Consider the following 19,625-nt stretch of genomic DNA (forward strand, 5'->3'; position numbering starts at 1 on the left):
TATCACGGTAGGTGAGAAAATCAACGGATTTTAAAATGCTTCAGAATCAAATTCTGCAGGAACTACAGGAAGTTCTGGAATTTGAGTCATAATCGGTTGGCTTTCGTAAAGATCTTTATAAGTCGCGTAGTTTTTAATGACTTTCTTTACATAAAGTCTCGTTTCTTTAAACGGGATTAACTCGACAAAATCATCAACCTGGCAATGTGTGCAGCTTTCCAGCCAGCTGTTAACTGATTTAGGGCCAGCATTATAGGCTGCAATAGCGACAAAAAGATTGCCCTTATAAATCTCTAGTAAATACTTGAAATAGAGAGCGCCATAGAAGATGGAGTGAACGGGGTCACTGAGTTCTTCGAGGGAAAACCTTTGGTCATTAACAAATTCAGAGAGTTTGACAGCCGTGTAGGGCATCATCTGCATGATCCCCCTAGCGCCCACATTTGATACTGCAACTGGGTTAAACGAGCTTTCTGCTCTCATCAATGCGTACAGGATATAGGGGTCGAGTTCTAACTCTTCCGCAATAAATCCAACCTTGTCTTCTAGGATGCGAGGATAAGACTTTCTAAGTCGCTCTTCTTGCTCTTTAGTACTGATGCTTGTGACGCTAATTGCTAAAGGCAGAGGGCCAGCTCCAAAAATTGGAAGCGGGCTTTCCTCAATCTCATTGAAATCTACAGCTTGGGGAGCGAACCCCCAGTCTAAGGCGAGCTTTAGATCACTTTCTCCAAAAGGTAAATGCTCGTCATGAAGCTTTCTAGATACAATGGGATGTTGGGAAACTGGAGTTATATCTTGATATTGGATTTTAATCATCGTGCTGTAGTAACTGTGCTGATGATCAGACACAACGTCCTTGAAGTTTCGAATGGCATCGATTTGCTTGCCTTGCTGCAAGTTGATTTTACCGTTCCAATACTCATTCGCCTTGTCATTTAGGGGATATGAGTTAAAGACTCGCTCAGGTCCATTGATAATGTCGAGCGCATCTTGATTCATCTTTCCTGCATAGCTATTCCAGAAGGCATACCACCGCAAACGATAATGATTCTTCTTTTTTAGCGCTTTTAGATATTTACTAGCAGCTTGGACGTGACGCTGGTTTTTCATGAGATTTTCAGCGTAGTTTTCAATGAAGAACGTATTCGGCCTATTCTCTAGGATAAGCGACCGTTCATACATTGCAATGGCTGTCTCATGGTTTCCCATCCGACCATGGATGAATGCGATCCATTGCTCAGCCAGCCAGCGTTGGTACTGGCTCTGGCTAGATTCGAAGGTCGTCTTTGCCAGAGCAAGGGCTTCCCCATATTCACGAATGCGAACAAAGAATTTCACGAGTTCTAAGTTGTCCATGCGGCGAGGTGTCTTCTTGTTGTCCTTTAGAATTGGACGACGAATGATACCTAAGATCTTTTGCCGAGCCTCTTGGCTGATCGTTCCATTCAGATATAGCTTTCTAAGATAGCCGAGCTTGAATCTATAGCGCCCCTCCTGTGCCAGAGTATCTAGCTGGTTCAGGGCCCACTCGGCTTCCCCATTCAAGGGGTACCAGGAGGCTAGGACTTCAAGAACTCGTTTGTAACTCGGGTAGTAATATTCTTTCCGCTCCTTTAAAACCATTGCCGCCATCTGTAGGTACCGACTATCTAGCACGAAATTCGGTAAACTGTGGTAGTAATCCTTAAACACCTCTAAAAATGTCATAGGGTCTTGCTGCGAATGGTAGTAGTCCATCACGGTTTCGAAACCACTTTTGACCATCCTCCATGGGAGCTTTTTACTCCTTTTTAGAAGACTTTTGATCAGCTCGATGGATTCCTGGTTGAATTGATACTCTGCGGCATTTTCCGCTCGTGCAAGCGCAATCATTTCACGGAACTCAGAGGTCTTAAAGGGGTCCTGAAGCAAGGCTGCCGTTGCTAAGTACTGCTGTGATAGCCTCGTGTTCTGCCCTTTGTAAAGGGTTCCCAAGAAAATGGCTGCTTTGAGTCGCTCCTCTACAGACTCGCTATGGAGAAACCTTTCGTGGACAGTCGCCTCGAAGGCTCTTTTTGACTCGTCAAGTTTGCTTCGAATGCCTTCAGAGCTTTGATGAAGTTTAATTCGCAATGCAGACAATGGCCTTTGGGTTGAAGCAAGGCTGAGCTGCGGATATAGAAGTGCAAATAGCAGAAATAGGTGCACGACATGAGCCTCCCGATCTACGGTGTACAACAAGCAATTCGATATTTAGGTTTCGCTGGGTTCTTTATCGGAAAAACTGCTTAAAAACTTTAGAAAAATATGACAAATATCTGATAGATTTAGGGATCTTGAACGCTTAGCAGTTGTACAATTGTTCGATATGGGCTTTTTTTTATGGGGGAAACATCATAGGATTTTAAAAGATTAAGGAATCGAAAAGGAGGACGGGATGAGGTGCTTTGCCGGAAATGCAGTGGTCCTAACGAGTCTTATTTGGGTGAGCTTTTCACTGCTGGGAGCAACCAAATATGTTTCAGACACACTCTATATCCCTCTAAAAACTCAGAGTAAGAATGCAGGCCGCGTGATACGCCATCTGAAAAGTGGCACGGCAGTTACGATCGTGGAGCGTGACAAAAGCGACTCAGATTTCGCAAAGATTCGATTGGTAGGACAAGACAGCACCGAGGGTTGGGTAAAAACCCGGTATTTGGAGGACGAGCCGATTGCCAAATACAAGCTGTCTCAATTAGAGAGTAAGTTCGAGAAACTGCAAAGTCAGCAAGAGCCTCTGAAGGACACGGTTGAAGAACTCAAGGCCAAACTTAAACTTGCGATCTCGGAAAATAAGCAGCTCAAGGGCAAGGAGAGCAACCTAGAGGCCAGGCTGGACGATATTAAAAACATATCATCCAATTCGATCGAGCTTTTTGAGGCAAATAAGCGTCTCAAAGCCGAAAAAGACAAGCTGGCCCAAGATGTTCAGGAACTGCGTCGCGAAAATGTTCGTCTTCAGTCGAACCAACGCAATGAGGGCATCAAGCTAGGGCTATTTGCTATTAGTTTGGGGGGCTTAGCAGGCTTTATGCTGCCCTATGTGAAGCCTCGTGGCCGTCGGAACAAAGGGGTGCGGCTTCGCTGAGAGCCCCTTGAAAGGTGGCCGATAGGGTCGCCGTGCTTTTATATTAACCTCTATAATTACAGCATTTTTTTTCCACCCAGGCCTTTCTCAATTGAATCCTAAACTTTGGCTCTCACAAGTCCGAAACGTAGATTGGTACCATGGCGAAAAAAAGCCTCGGGTTAAACCGAGTTACGTCATCAACATGAGGCTCCGATTCTTTGGGGACCGGAGTCATGAGCTAAATGTGAGGACTAGGAATGAGAGTATCTGTAGGCATCTTGATCTGCTCGATGTCCGCTTGGGGGTGTAATCAGGCGGAGCAAGAGGCGGTCGATAAAAGGGAGAAAGTCGAGGCTGCGGTCGTCGATGACGAGAATTCCGTGGTCGATACGGACTCCGACATTAGGCAGGATGCGATCGTTAGTGACGACGTTGTGAATTTTTCAGGGATCGCACTGCAGCAAGCTGCAAACAGCGATGCCTACGCTGCGGAAGACTTTGCTAATATTGCTCTTGTGTCGCGGATCGATCAGGACCAAACGGTATTCTTCGGCAAGGATGGCTTTGCCTGGAGCTATGGTGTCTCCGGGGAAACGAGTCTGGTGCCTATCCTTCCAAAGATTACGCCTCCCAGTGATCGTGAGATGTATACGCTCGATTCAGAAGATTTCTGGTTGGTGGACGCTGAGCGAATATCAAAGCGAAAGTTTCTCGCTGAAGGAGAAGCAGATCCCAATCAGGTCGTTCTTCATAACTTCGACATTACGAAACTTGCCGGTGATCGCAGCCAGCTTCGCGTGATCGGAGCCACTAAAACTACTCTGATACTACACATGGCGACTCACCTTGCTGTGTTTGCTGTTAAAGACGGCTTGACTTCCGCCTATGAGTTCGAAGCAACGCTGCCTACAGCAGCAACCGGAACTATCATTGCAGCAGGAGAAACGGTCCAAGGTGGATATTGGTTTGCAACTTCCGATAACCGCTTTGCTCTTCTTAATCAAAGTGAAGGCGTTTGGACATGGAACGTTGCTGACGTGCCAATCAATGATGTTGGTACAATCTCATCTCTCGGAGTCTGGCTGGACCAGAGTACTCAAGCAGCAGTTGGCGAAGTGGTAGCTCTAACTGGCACTGCTATTTTTTCAGTTACTGCCTCTCCCATCGCGGAGGCAGCAGTCAACTAAGCTGAACTATCTAGGATAAGCGATTTCAACAGTAAAAGCCTCCTTTTTAAGGAGGCTTTTACTGTTTGGTTTGATATAGTGGGGAACCCCTATCAATTCATTGTGAAAGGAGTATCCATGCTTGATAGTCAGGTGGCAAAATCTGTCATTGATGCAGGGATGGCTCACGGAGCTGATTTTGTTGATATCTTCGTGGAGCGAAATGTCGGTGAGGCCGTGTCCTATGTTGATCAGAAGGTCAAAGACATCAGAACTGGCACTGACTATGGCATTGGACTGCGGGTGGTGTTTGGAACCAAGGCTGTATACGGCTACACGAACCTGGACGATAAAGAAGAGCTTCTTCGGATTATTGATGTGCTTTGTGCTCAGGACCGAAGAGATCCTCGCGCCGTCGTGCCCCAAGATTTTACCCTAGCGCAAAACCCTGATCGGCAAACCATTCTTCGAGGACTCGACCAACACGTACCTCTTGATGAAAAAATTAGCTTGCTACGAGCGATCGATCAAAAATCTAGGTCTCATCAGCTGATTAAGCAAGTTGACATTAATACGATCCAGCGATGGCAGAAGATCCATGTTTTTAACTCTGAAGGACTAGAGGCTCATGACGAGCGGCATTACATCAGACTCTCAACGTCGCTTATCGCCCAAGATGGCAACGAGCAATCTCGTGCCTACGCTGGGCCGGGAGGAATGCAAGGCTGGGAGTTTGCCGAATCCATCGACCCCGAAGAACTTGCTGAGACTCTGGCGAAACGAGCCGTGACAGTGCTTCGGGCAAAGCCCTGCCCAGCTGGCAAAATGCCAGTGGTGATTGATAATGGCTTTGGAGGCGTTATTTTTCACGAGGCTTGTGGCCACCTCTTGGAAACGACCGCCGTCGAAAAGAAGGCATCGGTGTTCCATGACCGCATGGGTGAGATGATCGCTCACTCTGCAGTAAGTGCAGTTGATGATGGGGTTGTGGCTCAAAAATGGGGCTCTATCAATATCGATGACGAAGGCATGACAACCCAGAAAACCCAGTTGATCAAGGATGGCAAACTCGTAAGTTTTCTTGTCGATCGGATGGGTTCTGTGAAAACAGGCTATGAAAGAACCGGCTCTGGCCGGCGACAGTCCTATAAGTTTGCGCCAGCCTCTCGGATGAGAAACACTTATATCGAAGCAGGACCACACTCCTTCGACAATCTTATTGGTTCCGTCGACCGCGGTATCTACGCTAAAGTCATGGGTGGTGGCTCGGTTTCACCAGGAACGGGAGACTTCAACTTTGCTATCGAAGAGGCCTACATGATCGAAGGGGGTAAGATAGCGGAAGCTGTGAAAGGAGCAACTCTCATTGGTTCTGGTCCTGAAACACTGCAAAAAATCAGTATGGTCGGATCAAACTTTTCATTAGCTCCTGGGATGTGTGGCAGTGTGAGTGGCTCGATTCCTGTAACCGTGGGGCAGCCAGCATTGAAAGTCGATGAGATCTTAGTGGGGGGCGAAGCATGAGTCAGGCCGTTGATTTGAAAACCGTAGGGCAACAAGCCATCGATCTTGCTTTAGAGTTGAAGGCTGACTACTGCGATGTCTTGGGTTTGCGTGGGAATTCGTTTTCTCTAACAGCCCAAGGAGGAGCCATTGATAAGTACAAGGTTTCCAGTTCCAATGTTCTCGGCATTCGGGTGATTAAAGATCAAAAAGTTGGTCTCTGCTACACCGAAGCCATGGACCCCGAATCCGTCCGACAGATGGTTCAGCAGGCTGTGGAAGTCTCTAAGTTTTCGGGTGTGGATGAGTATCAAACCATCGACGTCAAAGAGCCTGAAAAGATTGAAACCAAAGAAAAGCTTTATCAGCCTGACGATACCCCGACAGAAGAGAAGCTTGCCATGGCTCTAGAATTAGAGTCTGCGGTACTGGGTGGTGGTGGCCATGTAAAAAACTCACCTTACAACGGCTATGGTGATGGTGAAAGTGAGATGATCTATCTCAATCACCTTGGGACTTATGGCTATCATCGAGAGCGATCGTTTAGCTGCTATACCTCAGCCTTGACTGAAAATGATGATCGTCAGGCAATGTATGGGGTCTCCATGATGGGGCGTAAATTTCAAGATCTTGATCCAAAGTATTGTGCAGATGAGGCTTTAAAGTACGCTCTTCCTCTTCTCGATGGCAAGGCTGTTGCCACCGGGAAATACGACATCATATTTTCTCCTGATGAGCTCGACCAGATATTTAGCTGTTTCTTATCGAGTTTTTCAGCTAAGGCAGCCATGGAAGGCAAAAATCGCTTTCGGGATAAGGTCGGCTCAGAGGTAGCCGATAGTCGCTTATCCTTGATGGATCTACCAATGTACGACCAAGGTTTCTACTATTCTTCGTTTGATGATGAAGGGGTGGCACGACGAGATTTGAGCTTGCTAAAAGATGGTGTTTTACAAAGCTTCTATCACAACACAGCCACAGCCAAGTACTTTGGAACAAGCACCACGGCACATGGAGCTCGCTCTCCGAAGGGAGCCCTGGGAGTTGCTGGAACACAACTGGTGTTTGCAGCTGGTCAAGATGAGGAAGGCACGTGTCATGAAGGTAGGTATATCCAAGTTATCGGTTTGAAAGGCCTACACTCTGGAACCAATCCGATTTCAGGCCAATTCTCTTTGGCTATCGACGGTATTTTGATGAATGGCGATAAAGTAGAACAATATGTTCGCGACGCAACCATATCTGGCAACTTCTTTTCCTTGCTCAACCAAGTTGAAGCGGTAAGCTCTAAAATCCACGCCAATAGTTCCAAAACATTTTTCGCGCCGACGATTCGTTTTGGTGGTGTGAGTGTTGCGGGGGCGTAATAGTTAAACTTTACTAGCTCATGGAAGATGAGCTACATCTCCCCAGGTCTTGATTTTCCACCCGTCCCTGTACCGAAGGATGTTGATGGACGCATTCTCAATCATGCAAAGAGGCCTTTTTCCTGATGGAATACCTAGAATGCGAGCAAAGAGTGCTGCAAGTACTCCACCATGCGTGACAATAGCAATTCTCTCGCCTTGGTGACGTTGAACCAACTCTCCCAAGGCTGTCGTGAAACGCTCCATAGCCTGGTCACGGCTTTCGCCATCAGGTAGAGCAATGTGATTTACATGCTGACGCCATTGCTCGCATAACTCTGGGTGTGCTTCTTTAACATCACTCCAGGTAAGCCCTTCGACGGAGCCGAAACTAATCTCCTGAAAGCGAGGCTCTTTTTGAGCTTTAAGGTCTAAATACCGACCAAGCACGTTAGCTGTTTCGTAGGCACGGCCAAGGGGGCTAGAGTAAAGAGCTGCAAATTGTAGCGGTGCCAGTCGCTGAGCCAATCTTTCTGTTTGCTCTAAGCCACTAGGTGTAAGGGAGCTATCTGACTGTCCTTGGATGCGCTTGAGGGTGTTACTGACCGTTTGGCCATGGCGCAGGAGATAGATTTCTGTTTCCACGGTCTTGTTTGTCATGACTTGCCATTAAGTATCTGTTGTCGTAGGAATGGGCTTCACCTAAATTAGGTGTGCAGTTTTAACAGAATTCAGAGGGAACACCAATGCCAGAATTGAATTTTCCAAAGATCGGTAACTTAGCTCCAAACTTTAAGCTGCTCAATCAGGACGGAGAGCAGGTATCCCTCAAGGATTTCCGTGGCGAGAAGAATGTCATCGTCTATTTCTATCCGAAGGCGATGACTCCAGGGTGTACCGTTCAGGCTGGCGGTCTGCGGGATGCAAAGCGCAAGCTGAGTGCGCGGGGTACGGTTGCTCTCGGTATCAGCCCTGATCCAGTGGCCCGTCTGGATAAATTTCGTGAAAAAGAGTCACTGAATTTCGATCTCTTGTCTGATGAAGATCATAGTGTTGCGGAAGCTTACGGAGTCTGGGCTCTTAAGAAAAACTATGGCCGTGAGTACATGGGAATTGTGCGAACGACCTTTATTGTTGGTAAAGATGGGAAGCTGAAGCACATTATGGATAAAGTTAAAACAAAGACCCATCACGACGATGCACTTGATTGGATTAAAGAGCACCTATAGCCCCGCCTGAGAGGCAATCATCCTTAGGTTTCTTCAGACTAGGGGTTTCGCTTTAGGCGACCTTGTCTGACTCCGGTCGCGTCGCAATATAGGTTGCGACCAGAATACCAATGATTCCAAGAAGCACCTTCACTGCCAATACAGGAACCACGAAAAGAATCGATGGAATGAGAGTGATGGCGATCATGCTGATCGCCAAAATTTTTGCAGACCTTGGAATACTACCTGTCGTCTTCCAGCGCCTGAGGGGAGGACCCAAATGTCGATGATTCATCATCCAGTTATAGAATCGGGGTGATGATCTAGCGTAAAGGAACGCGGAAAGCAGTACGAATGGTGTTGTCGGAAGGACTGGTAAAAACACACCCACAAAGCCCACCCCTAAAAATACGAAGCTTAGAATCATCAGCATCGTTCGCAGGATGGGATTCTTTATCGGCGTCACTTCGTGGCTATAATCGACCCTAGTGTTCTTCGAGGCTTGTGGATCCATAAAACTCTCTCTGGACATAAGTTCTGGCGTTCTTATTTCTGTGATTGTCGCTGAAGCTTTGCCTTGGTTTGGCGACTCGTTTAAGGAGACAGAACACATCGTCAAGTAAACCTTGCTGATCACAAGGAATGCTTCTAAGTTTACCTATATGACCATGAATTGTAATGACACCTTTTCATTTGTCTTAGAATGAATCATGGCATGGGTGTTTTTCTGTTTTTGGGAGTCTTACCAGCTCAAGTCTAGTCAAATCCTAAAAATAAGTTGCCAATCTTAGTCTATCTTTCTTAGATCCTACCATTTGGTATTTTTAGTGCTAATCCAGGCTAACTGATTACTGTTCGCTAGTGAAATCTCAGCACATCTTAGCAAAGCTGCAGGTTTGACTATTCTATATCGTCTAATTGACATTCTCGATCATCACAAGATCCTGGATCGACAGAACAAATTGTTCTGTGTTGGCTTGATGGGCTCCAAAGTCTCGCCCTATAAGGGAACAGGAGGTGAGATGTATGGAAGCTCATGCCGATTATCGGCAGATTCTCAAGGCTGAACTTGATTCGCGATGCGGGCAAAACCCTCGCTACTCTCTGCGAGCCTTTGCCAGGGATCTCAATCTATCGCCGTCCCGCTTGAGCGAAATACTGAACCATAAGCAAGGAGTCTCTAGAAAAGCCGCCGAAAAGATTGCCAAGAATTTAGGCTTTCGAGAAACCGAAGTGGTCCACTTTTGCGATTTGGTCTCTGTGAAGCATGCCCGATCGATAAAGGAGAGACAGGATGCTCACCTACGGATTCTTAAGAAGCAGGCAGAGCAGGAGGAAACCAAGACCTTTCAACTTAAGTTGGATGCTTTCAAGATTATCTCGGATTGGTACCACATTGGCATCTTAGAGCTGATGAATATGAAAGGCTTCCGAAGTGATCCACGATGGATTGCCCGACGTCTGGGGGTCACACCTATCCAAATTGAACTGGCGATTGATCGCCTGATTCGAGTTGGCTTGCTAAGACGAAATCGCGACGATGAACTGGAGGCCGTGGAAAACGACGGCTGGATTCCTGGAGGGGTCCCTTCAGAAAGCATCCGCAAGTTTCATCGGCAAATCTTGCAAAAGGCCATGGAGGCGATTGCGACACAGCCAGTCGATCAGCGCTATGTCCAAACCCATGTCCTGGCTTTAAATAAAGAGGATGTCCCTGAGGCATCGAAAGAGATCGAAAAGTTTCAACATCGTTTTTGCCAAAGGTTTCAAACCCCAGAGCAAAAGGATTTAGTCTACTGCATTTCTATGCAGCTTTTTAAAATCGCGGAGGATGGACCATGAAAGAAGTGTCTATGAAAATGATGATGGGCCTCATTCCCCTTTTGGGATTAGCGGTTGGGTCACCTGAGGGGGTCTTAACTGGGGGTTTGATTGGGGCAAAGGCGAGAGCAGCGAACATGGCAGTTGTCGAAAGCCCGTATGTGCAGCCGGGAGGCCGATTGGGTCACTGGGGTGTGGGTAATGGTGGTGACTACTTGCGTATTGGCTTCGCGCGCGCACGGGAGCATGCAGCGAATATTGTGAGTCGCTTGAGTGCTGAGTCTTTGCGTACTGTGCAGGACGAAGCCGTACGAACCTGGATTCTAGAAAAGAAAGCCCTCTTGGCTGCCGATATCTTAGCGGCGAAGCATATCTGGGAGATGGATGCAAAACCAACCTGTGGTTGGACGGTGATGCCTGAGCCTGGTGATCCGGTGCCACTGGCTAATCCTATACAACTGTCTTACCCAACTTGCCGGGATAAGGTTAAGAGTTTTTACGAGGCAACTCAGTTGCTGATCCACGAATCGGTCCATCACTTCGGCGAGGGTGAGGACATGGCGGATAAAGTCGCGATTGCGGTGGTTGACGCTTGGCGGGAGGGCCGCATTGAGTGGCTATCGATCAATACTGACGATGCCCCCAGCCCGCGGCAAAAGCATTCGGCAGTGTGGACAGGGGATACTATGGTCGTCTTTGGCGGTTATGATTCCTCTCAAAATACGAGTTTAGGTGATGGCGCGGTTTACCAACCCAGCACAGATTCTTGGGCCGCTCTTCCGGAACTTCAAGGTTTAAAGCCGAGGCATTTCCATTCCGCTCATTGGACGGGAGAATCGATGATCGTTTGGGGTGGTTACCAACGGGTCGATCAAACCGAAACCTGGCAATACGATGGCTTTATCTGGAACCCTGAGACCAAAGCGATCGAAACCATAAGCAAACCAAGCTGGTGGACACCCCAGAGCTCCACGTGGGTCTTTGATCCCCGTCAGCAAACTGTATGGACAGGCGATGAGCTTTGGGTTTGGGGTGGCATTGATCACAACGGTGTTCCATTAGGTGGGCGATACAACCCCAAAACTCGCCAGTGGTCGGACCTCAATCAGGGGCATCCAGCAGCACCCTCGAAGATTGCTGGGCACTCCATGGTTTGGACAGGAGAAAAGTTGATCGTATGGGGTGGGTATGAAGGCGTCAGTGGCTCGACACGGACGATTTCCCAGTCTGGTGCTATCTTCGATCCCAGCACTCAAACTTGGCAAGGGATGAACGATAGCAATGCTCCCTCTGCACGGGCCGGTCATCAGGCATTCTGGAATGGTAGCAAGATGATCGTGTTTAGTGGTGGTGGCGTGAGTTCTCAAAGAGAGCTAAAAGGCACTGGCGGGCTGTACAACCCGAACACAGATACCTGGTCGTCGCTGGCTACGGAAATGGTCATCGAGCGGGTTGGTCACAGCGCTGTTTGGAATGGACATGAACTCCTTGTCTATGGCGGCCGCTCCAATCGCCTGCGGACCTACTTCGGTGAAGTGTACAACTTTGATCCTGCAAGTGGCCGTTGGTCTGGTGTGAACTCTCAGTTCACTCCTGTATCTCGCTGGTATCACACAGCTATATGGACAGGCAGCTCTTTGATTATCTGGGGTGGCAACCAAGGAATCGGTTCTGATCTAGCCGATGGTGGTATTTATTACCCATGATTGGAAATTTACGAAAAAAGTAAGAAGATCTAACTAAGCTTTATCTGCTCCTTGTCGATGCCCTAGTCTGTTGAATCGTTCGATGGAATAGGCGGCAAGGAGCTTATGGTTTCTTTAGCGCAGGATCACAAGACAATTGAAGGCTTAGTCAATCACAAGGTGCTGAAACTCAACCAGACCGCATCTTTTGAAAATTGCGTGATGCATCTCGGTCAGAGAAACGATCGCGTTGCCTTGGTCGTCAACGATAACGATCGTGTTGTCGGCTTGATTACCACCCACGAATTGATACTCGCCTTGGTCAACAAAGTATCCAAGACTGCAACAATCAAAGATATCATGCACAACAATCCTCCAGTGGTGTCACCGAGAGACTCTCTGCGGCAAGTTGCAAAGGCCATGACGGACTGCAAGCTGGATTATGTCGCGGTCGTTGAGGATGAGATCATTAAAGGAATTGTAAGCTGGCACGACATTCAAGCCTCTATCCTGGAGGAATTTGGGCGGTTCGAGGATCAGACGTTAGAACTCGGTAACCAGCTTCGCTATAAAGATGACTACCTGGGCGTTGTCTCTCATGATGTGCGAACTCCATTGAGCGTTGTCTCTCTTTGCTGCGACTACCTGATGTCTGAGTCGAGCCGAAAGACCCTTACCCCGGATCAAGTATCGTTTATCGAGCGTATCAAGCGTAATGCTAAGAACGCCACCACCATGGTTTCCGATATTCTCGACGTTGTAAGGCTCGAAAAGGGCTTTGATCTTGACTATGGCGACGTCGATGTAGACGAATTCTTAGGTGACGTGATCTCAAATCTTCAAGTCATTGCTAGCGAAAAGAATATTGAGGTGGTCGTTGAGTGCGAGGAGCATATGCATGTTCCTATGGACCGAAAACGGATGATTCATGTCTTAGAAAACCTCGTCAATAACGCTGTGAAATTCTCTCCATCGGGGAAGAAAATTTTCGTGTCAGCTAGCTCTGAAGTTCGTAAGGGAGATACCTACCTCGTTCTCACTGTCCGTGATGAAGGCATGGGAATTAAGGAAGAAGATCAGAAGAAAATCTTTGATAAGTTTAGCCAGCTGGAATCGGGGGTTGCTAAAACCCTGGGAATCGGCTTGGGGCTTGCCATTGCGAAAAAGTTTGTATCCTTGCATCGTGGGTTTATGGAGGTCGATGGTGGCTGGCAAAAAGGAGCCTCCTTTCGAGCCTATATCCCAGGTGCAAAGACTGGACGCAAGGCAGAGTCTAGCGAAGGTGAGCGTAGCGATGTCCCACGAATCTTGATTGTCGAAGATGACGAGTCAATACGGGAGTATTTTGAGGAAGAGCTTCGCATGGCAAAGTATGATGTTGTCAGTGCTCATGATGGTGAAGAGGGTATCCACGCCTACTTTCGCTATAAACCAGACCTCATCATGAGTGATATCCGGATGCCTAATGTCGATGGCCTAGAGCTACTGGCTCGTGTTCGTATGACTGACAAAGACGTTCCATTTATATTATGTACAGGTTATTACCCAGGTCTTTCAGAGGATCTCGCCGCTAGTGACTATAAGGCTGACCATGTTCTTGAGAAACCTGTGACGGCTGATTACGTTATCAAAGTAGTCGGTCAATTTGTAAAGCCAGTCCAAAATGCTTCATAATTAATAAAGTTCTCCCGTTAACGATCGTTGATCCGTGGCTGATTCTTGTGGCTGCTTCTGTTTCATTCCGTGGTCGCGTCCAAATCAGATTTGACAGGGGCTTCAGCTTCGTTTTAAGTAAAGTCATAGGGATCACGCAATCACATTAGAGGCTGCCTTGCTAGAACAAGAACGAGTCCTTTCCAAAGTCCTCGAAGTTTTTCCAGATGATTTAAAAGCCAAGGCCGGAGAGAAAGCCTACGAAGCCTTTGTCGGTCTCCGTCGCAAGATAATGGGTGCACGGGTGGATCGAGTGATGCTCACCGGTGATCGTGAGATCTCTTACTTAGAAATTGACGGTGGCAAAGATGAGACAGTTCTTTTTCTCCACGGCTTTGCTGATAGCAAGGACACGTTTTACGATGCTGCCCAATATTTAGTGGCTGACTATAATATCATCTGTCCCGATCTACCAGGCTTTGGTAAAAGCTTTAAACGTCGATCTGACACCTATTGCCTGGAGAACTATGGCGCCTGGCTCTCTGAGTTCATTGAAGCGATCAACCTGGTCGGTTTTCACGTGGCTGGCAACTCTTTAGGTGGAGCGGTGGCCTTGCAGGTGGCTCTCATGATTCCTCACAAGATCAAGACTCTGACTTTGATCGATCCCGCTGGGATCTTTTTGGATGAACCCTATAGTTTGCATCATGAGCTATTCGATGGTCATGTTATCTTTGATGTTCAGACTCGGGACGAGTTTGAGTATTTTTTACAGCGAGTTTTTTCTAAACAGCCGTTCATTCCTCACCCCATCAAAGATTTTTTATTCAAAGAGTTCTCTCGTCATGGAGTCTGGCATCGTAAGGTTCTTGCGGATTTGATCAAGGGTTTGGATTCAGATGAAGATCCTAGGCTCTATGATATGGCCTTGAACGATCGCCTGCCTGAAGTGCAAGTGCCCACCTTTATCCTGTGGGGTGATGAGGATAGCTTTTTTCCAAAGGAAACAGCTTACTTCATGCAACAAAAAATACCCCATGCAGAGCTGCATCTTCTAGCTGATACGGGGCACTGTCCACAAATTGAATCACCTAAACGGTTTGCGCTAGTGTTTCGCAAATTTCTCCACCGCCAATGCTTGCAGCTCGACCGAGTTGAAAGGCAAAAAAGCCATCGCTTAGGGACCAATGTCTCACGTGGCTACGATCCTAGCGATCGACAGGGAGCGACCAGGAATCCTCACAAACAAAAGCGTTCGCCGGGCAGGTCTACCAAGAAGGTAGAGACGGCGCCGAGCGAATCACGGCGACCAGCACCGTCTCTTACAAGGGCCAAGGCTAAGGCGAGCCGCAAGACAAGCAAGAAAAAAGCAAGTCGGGTGCAGCGCAAACCTCGTCAGACCAGCTAGGAGCATGGTTGAGTCGCTCGACTGGATTGGTCTAGCTCTTTTGGCCCAAGTTCGTTACGCTGTTGCCACGCAGATTGTCTCTAAACCTGACTGCGGGGAGGATGCGATGAAAGGTGAACAGGACGTAATCAAAGGACTCAATGAAGTTCTGACAGGGCAGTTGACAGCCATCAATCAGTATTTTTTGCATGCAAGGATGCTGAAGGACTGGGGCTACGAAAAGATTGCCAAGCCAGTGTATAAAGAGTCGATTAGGCAGATGAAGGTTGCTGAAAAAGTGACAGATAGAATCCTGTTGCTTGAAGGGCTGCCCAATTATCAGAAATTACTCAAGTTGTCGATTGGGGAGTCGGCAATTGAGTGTCTCGGCAACGACTTGAAGTTTTGCTCTGGGGCGTGCCAAAAGCTAGCGGTTAACACCAAGCTTTGCCTCGACAAGCTCGATCATGTTTCTCGGGAACTTTTGGAAGATATTGAAGTGGGGGAGCAGAAGTTTTTGCTTTGGCTTGAGACCCAGCAATACAATATCAAGGAGCTAGGGCCGGAGAAATATCTCGCTGAGCAATTGTAGACACGAAGAAGACGCCAGATTTAAACAAGGAGTTACGATGAAAGGTCATCCCGATATTATTGCAGCGCTCAATGACCTGCTAACCAGTGAACTAACATCCATCGACATTTATTTTGTACAGTCGAAGATCTTGAGGAACATGGGCTACAATAAGCTCTATGAGCAGCTCAATCACGAGATGGAAGACGAGCAAGGCCATGCGACTCGGGTGATCGAAAGGATCATCTTCCTAGAGGGAACACCAGACGTATCCAAGCGAGAGCCGTTTACCGTTGATACCGATGTGAAAACCATGTTTGAAAACGACTTGAAATATGAGCATGTGGTTAGAGATAAGCTCATTAAAATCATAGACCTCTGTTTCAAGCATCATGACTACGTGACCAAAGAAGCTGTGGAGCCGCTTCTTCAGGATACGGAAGAAGATCATATCGATTGGCTTGAAACCCAGCTGAGCGTTATTGATGAAATTGGAATCAAGAACTATCTTGCTGAAAAACTATAGCCCTTGGCACACTCGCGTGATGGGTTTGTTAGCTCTGTTGCTTGCTTAGCAAGGGCTTTTCTCAGATATGAAGGGCCTATAAGGGGATCGGTTTTGATCCTCTTCCATGGCCTGGTCTAGAATTCTCTTTTCTTCTCTAATATATTCAGCAATGGCTCGATCAAAGGCTGGGTGAAAAATCTTGTGGGCACTGTATGTCCATGAGGGGACGAACCCACGTTGGATCTTGTGGCGACCTTGCGCACCTGCTTCAAATAGCTTAAGTCCTTTGGCGATAGCGTAATCAATCATCTGGTAGTAGCACAGCTCGAAATGAAGGCTTCGAAACGATGCTGTGCTACCCCAATATCGACCGTAAAGGTGGTCGCCTTTTTGAAAGCTGAGGGACGCGGCGACCCAGTCTCCTTCATAGCTAGCGACGCATAAGACGATCCGGTCTTGCATCGACTGGAACACGAGACGGAAAAATTCCTGAGTTAAGTAATCTAGGCCGTGTTTCTTGTCGAGTGTGGCTAGGTAAAATTGGTAGAAGCGATCGCTAGCCATTTGATCCAAGCTGTCTCCAGTAAGTAACTCGATTGCAACACCCTGCTCTGCAATCTGGCGCCGTTCCCGCCTCACTTCTTTGGCTCTTTTACCCTTAAGCTTGGCTAGAAAGTCATCAAAGCATTGGTAGGCATGGTTGTGCCAATGATACTGCTGGCTATATCGAAGGTGATATCCAGAGCCCTGCCATGCCTGAAGCTCGTCCTGAGGGATAAAAAGGTGGTGAATTGAGCTGCATGAGCTGCTTTTTACAAGGCTCAACAAAGCCTTATCCACTTCTTCTCGGATCTCTTTTTGATCGTAGTCTGAGTGGAGTAGCAGTTTTGTCCCAGTTGCAGGTGTGAATGGAATCGATGAAGTCAATTTGGGATAATATGGGATCTGGTGGTGGTGAAAACCATTGGCCCACTCCCAATCGAAAATGTACTCCCCATAGGAGTTTGTCTTAAGATAGGCGATCAAAGCGCCAATAAGTCTGTGGTCTACATAGGCGGCGAAAAAATGGGGGAACCAGCCCGTTCGTTCTCCGAGGGAACCAGATCGCTCTAAAGATGCTAAAAAGTCATAGTCTGTGAAGGGAAAGTTCCTTGACTCTAGGGGCTTCCAGTCGTCGCGCTCGATCTTGCTCATCGACTTGACGATTCGAATTTCCACGGTGACCTCGTTCCTAGGGTGATTGATTACGGCTTCTTGGTAGTACAGAACTCAGGTGACAAGGCTACAAAAAATTTGTAAACAGGCAGCCGGAGGTAAGAATGACTCGAGTAAAAAAATATCTTTCAAAAGACAAAACTATCAGAATTGCAAGTGTCGTATCAACGGAACTTGTGCAGGCAGCGATTGAGCACCAACGGGTTTCAGCCTTGTCACTCACTCTGATGGGCCGAGCCATGACCGGAGCTGTCCTTATGGCAGCTCAACTGAAAGAAGATCAGGTCGTTGGCCTTCACTTCAAAGGCGATGGTCCTGTCGGGTCCATATTCACCGAAGCTCGATACGAAGGTAAAGTCAAAGTATATTGTGAAAATCGTAATGCTGACTTGCCATCCCATGGCAAAATCTCTGATGGCCTAGGCTCTGGACACTTGGAAGTGGTGCGCAGTCTCCCTTTTCAGAGAGAGCCTCATAGAGGAACTGTGGAGCTAGTATCAGGGGAGATTGCGGAGGATATTTCATACTACCTTAAGCAGTCTCATCAGGTGCCGTCCATTGTGGCACTATCCACCATTCCTGGGGATCACGGCTGCGAATCAGCAGGTGGTTATATCCTAGAGCTGATGCCTGGCTACACCGAGGAAACAGTGCAGCGCCTGGAAGCCTTGCAACAGGTGATCCCACCTATCAATCAGCTGATCGCAAAGGGCGCTAGCGAATCGGATCTCGTTTCGGATTACCTGGTGAATTTTGAGTTTGAGCCCTTGGTTCACCCCCACGATACTTTCTACCAATGTGATTGTTCTATGGAGCGTATTGAAAACTCGGTCCGCACATTGGGGGTTGCTGAGATTCGTGATATGATTCAAGAGAATCGGGTCTTTGATGTTACCTGTGAATTTTGTGGCAAATCATATCAGGTGAATCCTGTTCAACTTCAGAGAATTATTACAGAACTGAAAGCCTGATACCCAGTTGGAACAGCTGGGTTCTGCTATGTCACTTGAATATTGCAAAAGCATTCTTTCTCAGTTGCCGGAATTCGCCGTGTGAGCAGGAGCTTCCACGTTGGGCTGGTGAGGGGATTCAGAGTATATTCAGACACCGGTCTCATACTTCCTTCATCCTAGCAGTGATAGCCTTCGAAAGTATGCAGAAAGATAGACACCACAAACCAAAACCGGTCTTGCTTCTGGCCCTGCTTATTTCCGGAGTTTTGCACTCGCTCGTCCTACTGATTGATTATCAGCTAGAGTCAATGGAACCGAAAAAAGACCAATTGGCTGCTGATTCCAAAGTCAAAATTAAAATTATCCGCAACAAAAGTATCGTCGAAGCTCCTCTGGAAGAAACCGCTCCTCCTACTCAGGATGCCTATTTAGGCAAACAGAACCATCGCACCAATCAGGAAACGAGAATCATCCCAAAAAATACCCAGAAGGGTTTAGAAGCCAGCCCAAGGGCTAATAAGGGCAGCCCAGATCAGAAAAAGGATGGTGGCAAGATTATGCCTGAGGGCTATGGGGCTTTACTTCCTAGTGGCACAGAGATGGCCGGCTACAACGACTTTATTCCCGATGACAACCTGCCCGTAGGCGAGGTGCTCGATGTCAATACCACGGAATATCAATACATTGGCTACGTCACGGCCCTGCGAAAATCAGTGGAGCTGGCCTTCTATAGCCCCTTGTCATCTTTGAAGGATGAGCCGCATATTCGAGAAAAGATCAAAAGTGGAGCCAAGATTCGCTTTTCTGGCCGATCTGTGGCTCAGTTGACCATCGAAAAAAGTGGCCTTCTTTCTGAGGTAACCATTGTGGAATCAGCTGGTGATAAGAAAATCGACGATGCCTGGGTCAAAATTCTAAACCTGGCTGCTCCATTTCCACCACTACCCAAGCATTTTGATGAAAACAAGTTTGTCATCAACTACTCCCTTTACTATGACTATGTTATCCGCGAAGAACAGAAGATGAGACGCTATCGATTTTGAAATCGGGCAGACTGCACCGATTTTTTTCTTATGGAAGTGTACTAGCTCGTTTTAAAGGCCTTAATCAAGAAATCGCTGCCTCTGTGTTGGAGACGGCAGTTCACAAGCGTCTTTGCGGCCAAAGAGAAATCGATTTTTAGCGATCAGAGAATAGACAAGGTCACCAAGTACGCTGGGGACTAGGCCCATGGCAGCCGAGACCAGAGGCCATGGAAACTGAGGTAGCTGAGCCACGATGCTTTCAATGGCTGAAAACTTTTTCTTGAGCATACCATCCGAGTCTTTCACCACAAGGCTATCGAGCTTGCGGTAGTCTTCAGGAAGGCTCGCTTGTGCGGTCTGGCCTTGTAGGGGGGCAAATAGGAAGTGATCCGAACGATCGATCCTGAGAATAACTCTTACAGAATGACTACAAAACCCACACTCACCATCATAAAAAATTATCGGCTGATTATTCTTATTCAATTCCTAG

18 protein-coding genes are annotated in these 19,625 nt (G+C 47.5%); 13 read left to right on the plus strand and 5 right to left on the minus strand.

The genetic code is table 11. The features are described 5' to 3' along the window. Positions 1-30: 30 nt before the first annotated feature. A complete protein-coding gene (locus B9N89_RS04315) occupies positions 31-2,190 on the minus strand; it encodes a lytic transglycosylase domain-containing protein (protein WP_132314990.1) in 2,160 nt (719 codons plus the stop codon). Positions 2,191-2,419: 229 nt separating this feature from the next. On the opposite strand from B9N89_RS04315, the gene B9N89_RS04320 reads away from it, so the two are divergent. The 4 genes from B9N89_RS04320 to B9N89_RS04335 all read left to right on the plus strand — a co-directional run bounded on the left by B9N89_RS04320 (position 2,420) and on the right by B9N89_RS04335 (position 7,130). After that, positions 2,420-3,112, plus strand: a complete 693-nt coding sequence (locus B9N89_RS04320) for a TIGR04211 family SH3 domain-containing protein (protein WP_132314988.1) — start codon at positions 2,420-2,422, stop codon at positions 3,110-3,112. A gap of 239 nt (positions 3,113-3,351) precedes the next feature. Continuing rightward, positions 3,352-4,281, plus strand: coding sequence for a hypothetical protein (locus B9N89_RS04325; protein ID WP_132314986.1), 930 nt, complete (start codon positions 3,352-3,354; stop codon positions 4,279-4,281). A 117-nt stretch (positions 4,282-4,398) separates the two neighbouring features. Beyond that, positions 4,399-5,784 carry a TldD/PmbA family protein gene (locus tag B9N89_RS04330; protein WP_132314984.1) on the plus strand — a complete coding sequence of 462 codons (1,386 nt, stop codon included), beginning with the start codon at positions 4,399-4,401 and terminating at the stop codon, positions 5,782-5,784. After that, positions 5,781-7,130: a TldD/PmbA family protein gene (locus tag B9N89_RS04335; RefSeq protein ID WP_132314982.1), complete on the plus strand. Its 1,350-nt coding sequence runs from the start codon at positions 5,781-5,783 to the stop codon at positions 7,128-7,130. Before B9N89_RS04330 ends, B9N89_RS04335 begins: the two co-directional genes overlap by 4 nt. 18 nt (positions 7,131-7,148) lie before the next feature. Here B9N89_RS04335 and B9N89_RS04340 read toward each other — a convergent pair whose 3' ends face one another. Continuing rightward, entirely contained in the window at positions 7,149-7,769 is a 621-nt protein-coding gene (locus B9N89_RS04340; RefSeq protein ID WP_132314980.1) for a histidine phosphatase family protein, read from the minus strand. A 95-nt stretch (positions 7,770-7,864) separates the two neighbouring features. Here B9N89_RS04340 and bcp point away from each other — a divergent pair, with 95 nt between their 5' ends. Beyond that, a complete protein-coding gene (gene bcp / locus B9N89_RS04345) occupies positions 7,865-8,338 on the plus strand; it encodes a thioredoxin-dependent thiol peroxidase (protein ID WP_132315750.1) in 474 nt (157 codons plus the stop codon). A 52-nt stretch (positions 8,339-8,390) separates the two neighbouring features. On the opposite strand, the gene B9N89_RS04350 is transcribed toward bcp, so the two are convergent. After that, positions 8,391-8,831, minus strand: coding sequence for a YbaN family protein (locus B9N89_RS04350; protein WP_132314978.1), 441 nt, complete (start codon positions 8,829-8,831; stop codon positions 8,391-8,393). A 512-nt stretch (positions 8,832-9,343) separates the two neighbouring features. Between B9N89_RS04350 and B9N89_RS04355 the strand changes: the two genes are divergently transcribed. The 6 genes from B9N89_RS04355 to bfr (B9N89_RS04380) all read left to right on the plus strand — a co-directional run bounded on the left by B9N89_RS04355 (position 9,344) and on the right by bfr (B9N89_RS04380) (position 15,960). After that, positions 9,344-10,159 (plus strand): TIGR02147 family protein, encoded by an 816-nt coding sequence (locus tag B9N89_RS04355; protein WP_132314976.1) that lies wholly within the window; start codon positions 9,344-9,346, stop codon positions 10,157-10,159. After that, on the plus strand, positions 10,156-11,844 hold the full coding sequence (locus B9N89_RS04360; RefSeq protein WP_132314974.1) for a Kelch repeat-containing protein: 1,689 nt from the start codon (positions 10,156-10,158) through the stop codon (positions 11,842-11,844). Before B9N89_RS04355 ends, B9N89_RS04360 begins: the two co-directional genes overlap by 4 nt. Positions 11,845-11,949: 105 nt before the next feature. Continuing rightward, positions 11,950-13,497: an ATP-binding protein gene (locus B9N89_RS04365; RefSeq protein WP_132314972.1), complete on the plus strand. Its 1,548-nt coding sequence runs from the start codon at positions 11,950-11,952 to the stop codon at positions 13,495-13,497. Between the two features lie 157 nt (positions 13,498-13,654). After that, positions 13,655-14,884, plus strand: a complete 1,230-nt coding sequence (locus B9N89_RS04370) for an alpha/beta fold hydrolase (protein WP_132314970.1) — start codon at positions 13,655-13,657, stop codon at positions 14,882-14,884. A gap of 106 nt (positions 14,885-14,990) precedes the next feature. Beyond that, positions 14,991-15,455, plus strand: a complete 465-nt coding sequence (gene bfr, locus B9N89_RS04375) for a bacterioferritin (RefSeq protein WP_132315748.1) — start codon at positions 14,991-14,993, stop codon at positions 15,453-15,455. 37 nt (positions 15,456-15,492) lie between these two features. Beyond that, positions 15,493-15,960: a bacterioferritin gene (bfr, locus tag B9N89_RS04380; RefSeq protein WP_132314968.1), complete on the plus strand. Its 468-nt coding sequence runs from the start codon at positions 15,493-15,495 to the stop codon at positions 15,958-15,960. A gap of 45 nt (positions 15,961-16,005) precedes the next feature. Here the strand turns inward: bfr (B9N89_RS04380) and B9N89_RS04385 are convergent, their stop codons facing one another. Beyond that, complete coding sequence (locus B9N89_RS04385) at positions 16,006-17,160, minus strand: GNAT family N-acetyltransferase (protein WP_132314966.1); 1,155 nt, start codon at positions 17,158-17,160, stop codon at positions 16,006-16,008. Between the two features lie 101 nt (positions 17,161-17,261). Between B9N89_RS04385 and B9N89_RS04390 the strand changes: the two genes are divergently transcribed. Beyond that, positions 17,262-18,128 carry an Hsp33 family molecular chaperone HslO gene (locus tag B9N89_RS04390; protein WP_132314964.1) on the plus strand — a complete coding sequence of 289 codons (867 nt, stop codon included), beginning with the start codon at positions 17,262-17,264 and terminating at the stop codon, positions 18,126-18,128. A 290-nt stretch (positions 18,129-18,418) separates the two neighbouring features. Continuing rightward, positions 18,419-19,153 (plus strand): energy transducer TonB, encoded by a 735-nt coding sequence (locus tag B9N89_RS04395; protein ID WP_165931682.1) that lies wholly within the window; start codon positions 18,419-18,421, stop codon positions 19,151-19,153. 60 nt (positions 19,154-19,213) lie between these two features. On the opposite strand, the gene B9N89_RS04400 is transcribed toward B9N89_RS04395, so the two are convergent. Then, positions 19,214-19,618, minus strand: coding sequence for a thiol-disulfide oxidoreductase DCC family protein (locus B9N89_RS04400; protein ID WP_132314960.1), 405 nt, complete (start codon positions 19,616-19,618; stop codon positions 19,214-19,216). Positions 19,619-19,625 lie beyond the last annotated feature (7 nt).

It is taken from the genome of Pseudobacteriovorax antillogorgiicola, assembly GCF_900177345.1.
Classification (GTDB): domain Bacteria; phylum Bdellovibrionota_B; class Oligoflexia; order Oligoflexales; family Oligoflexaceae; genus Pseudobacteriovorax; species Pseudobacteriovorax antillogorgiicola.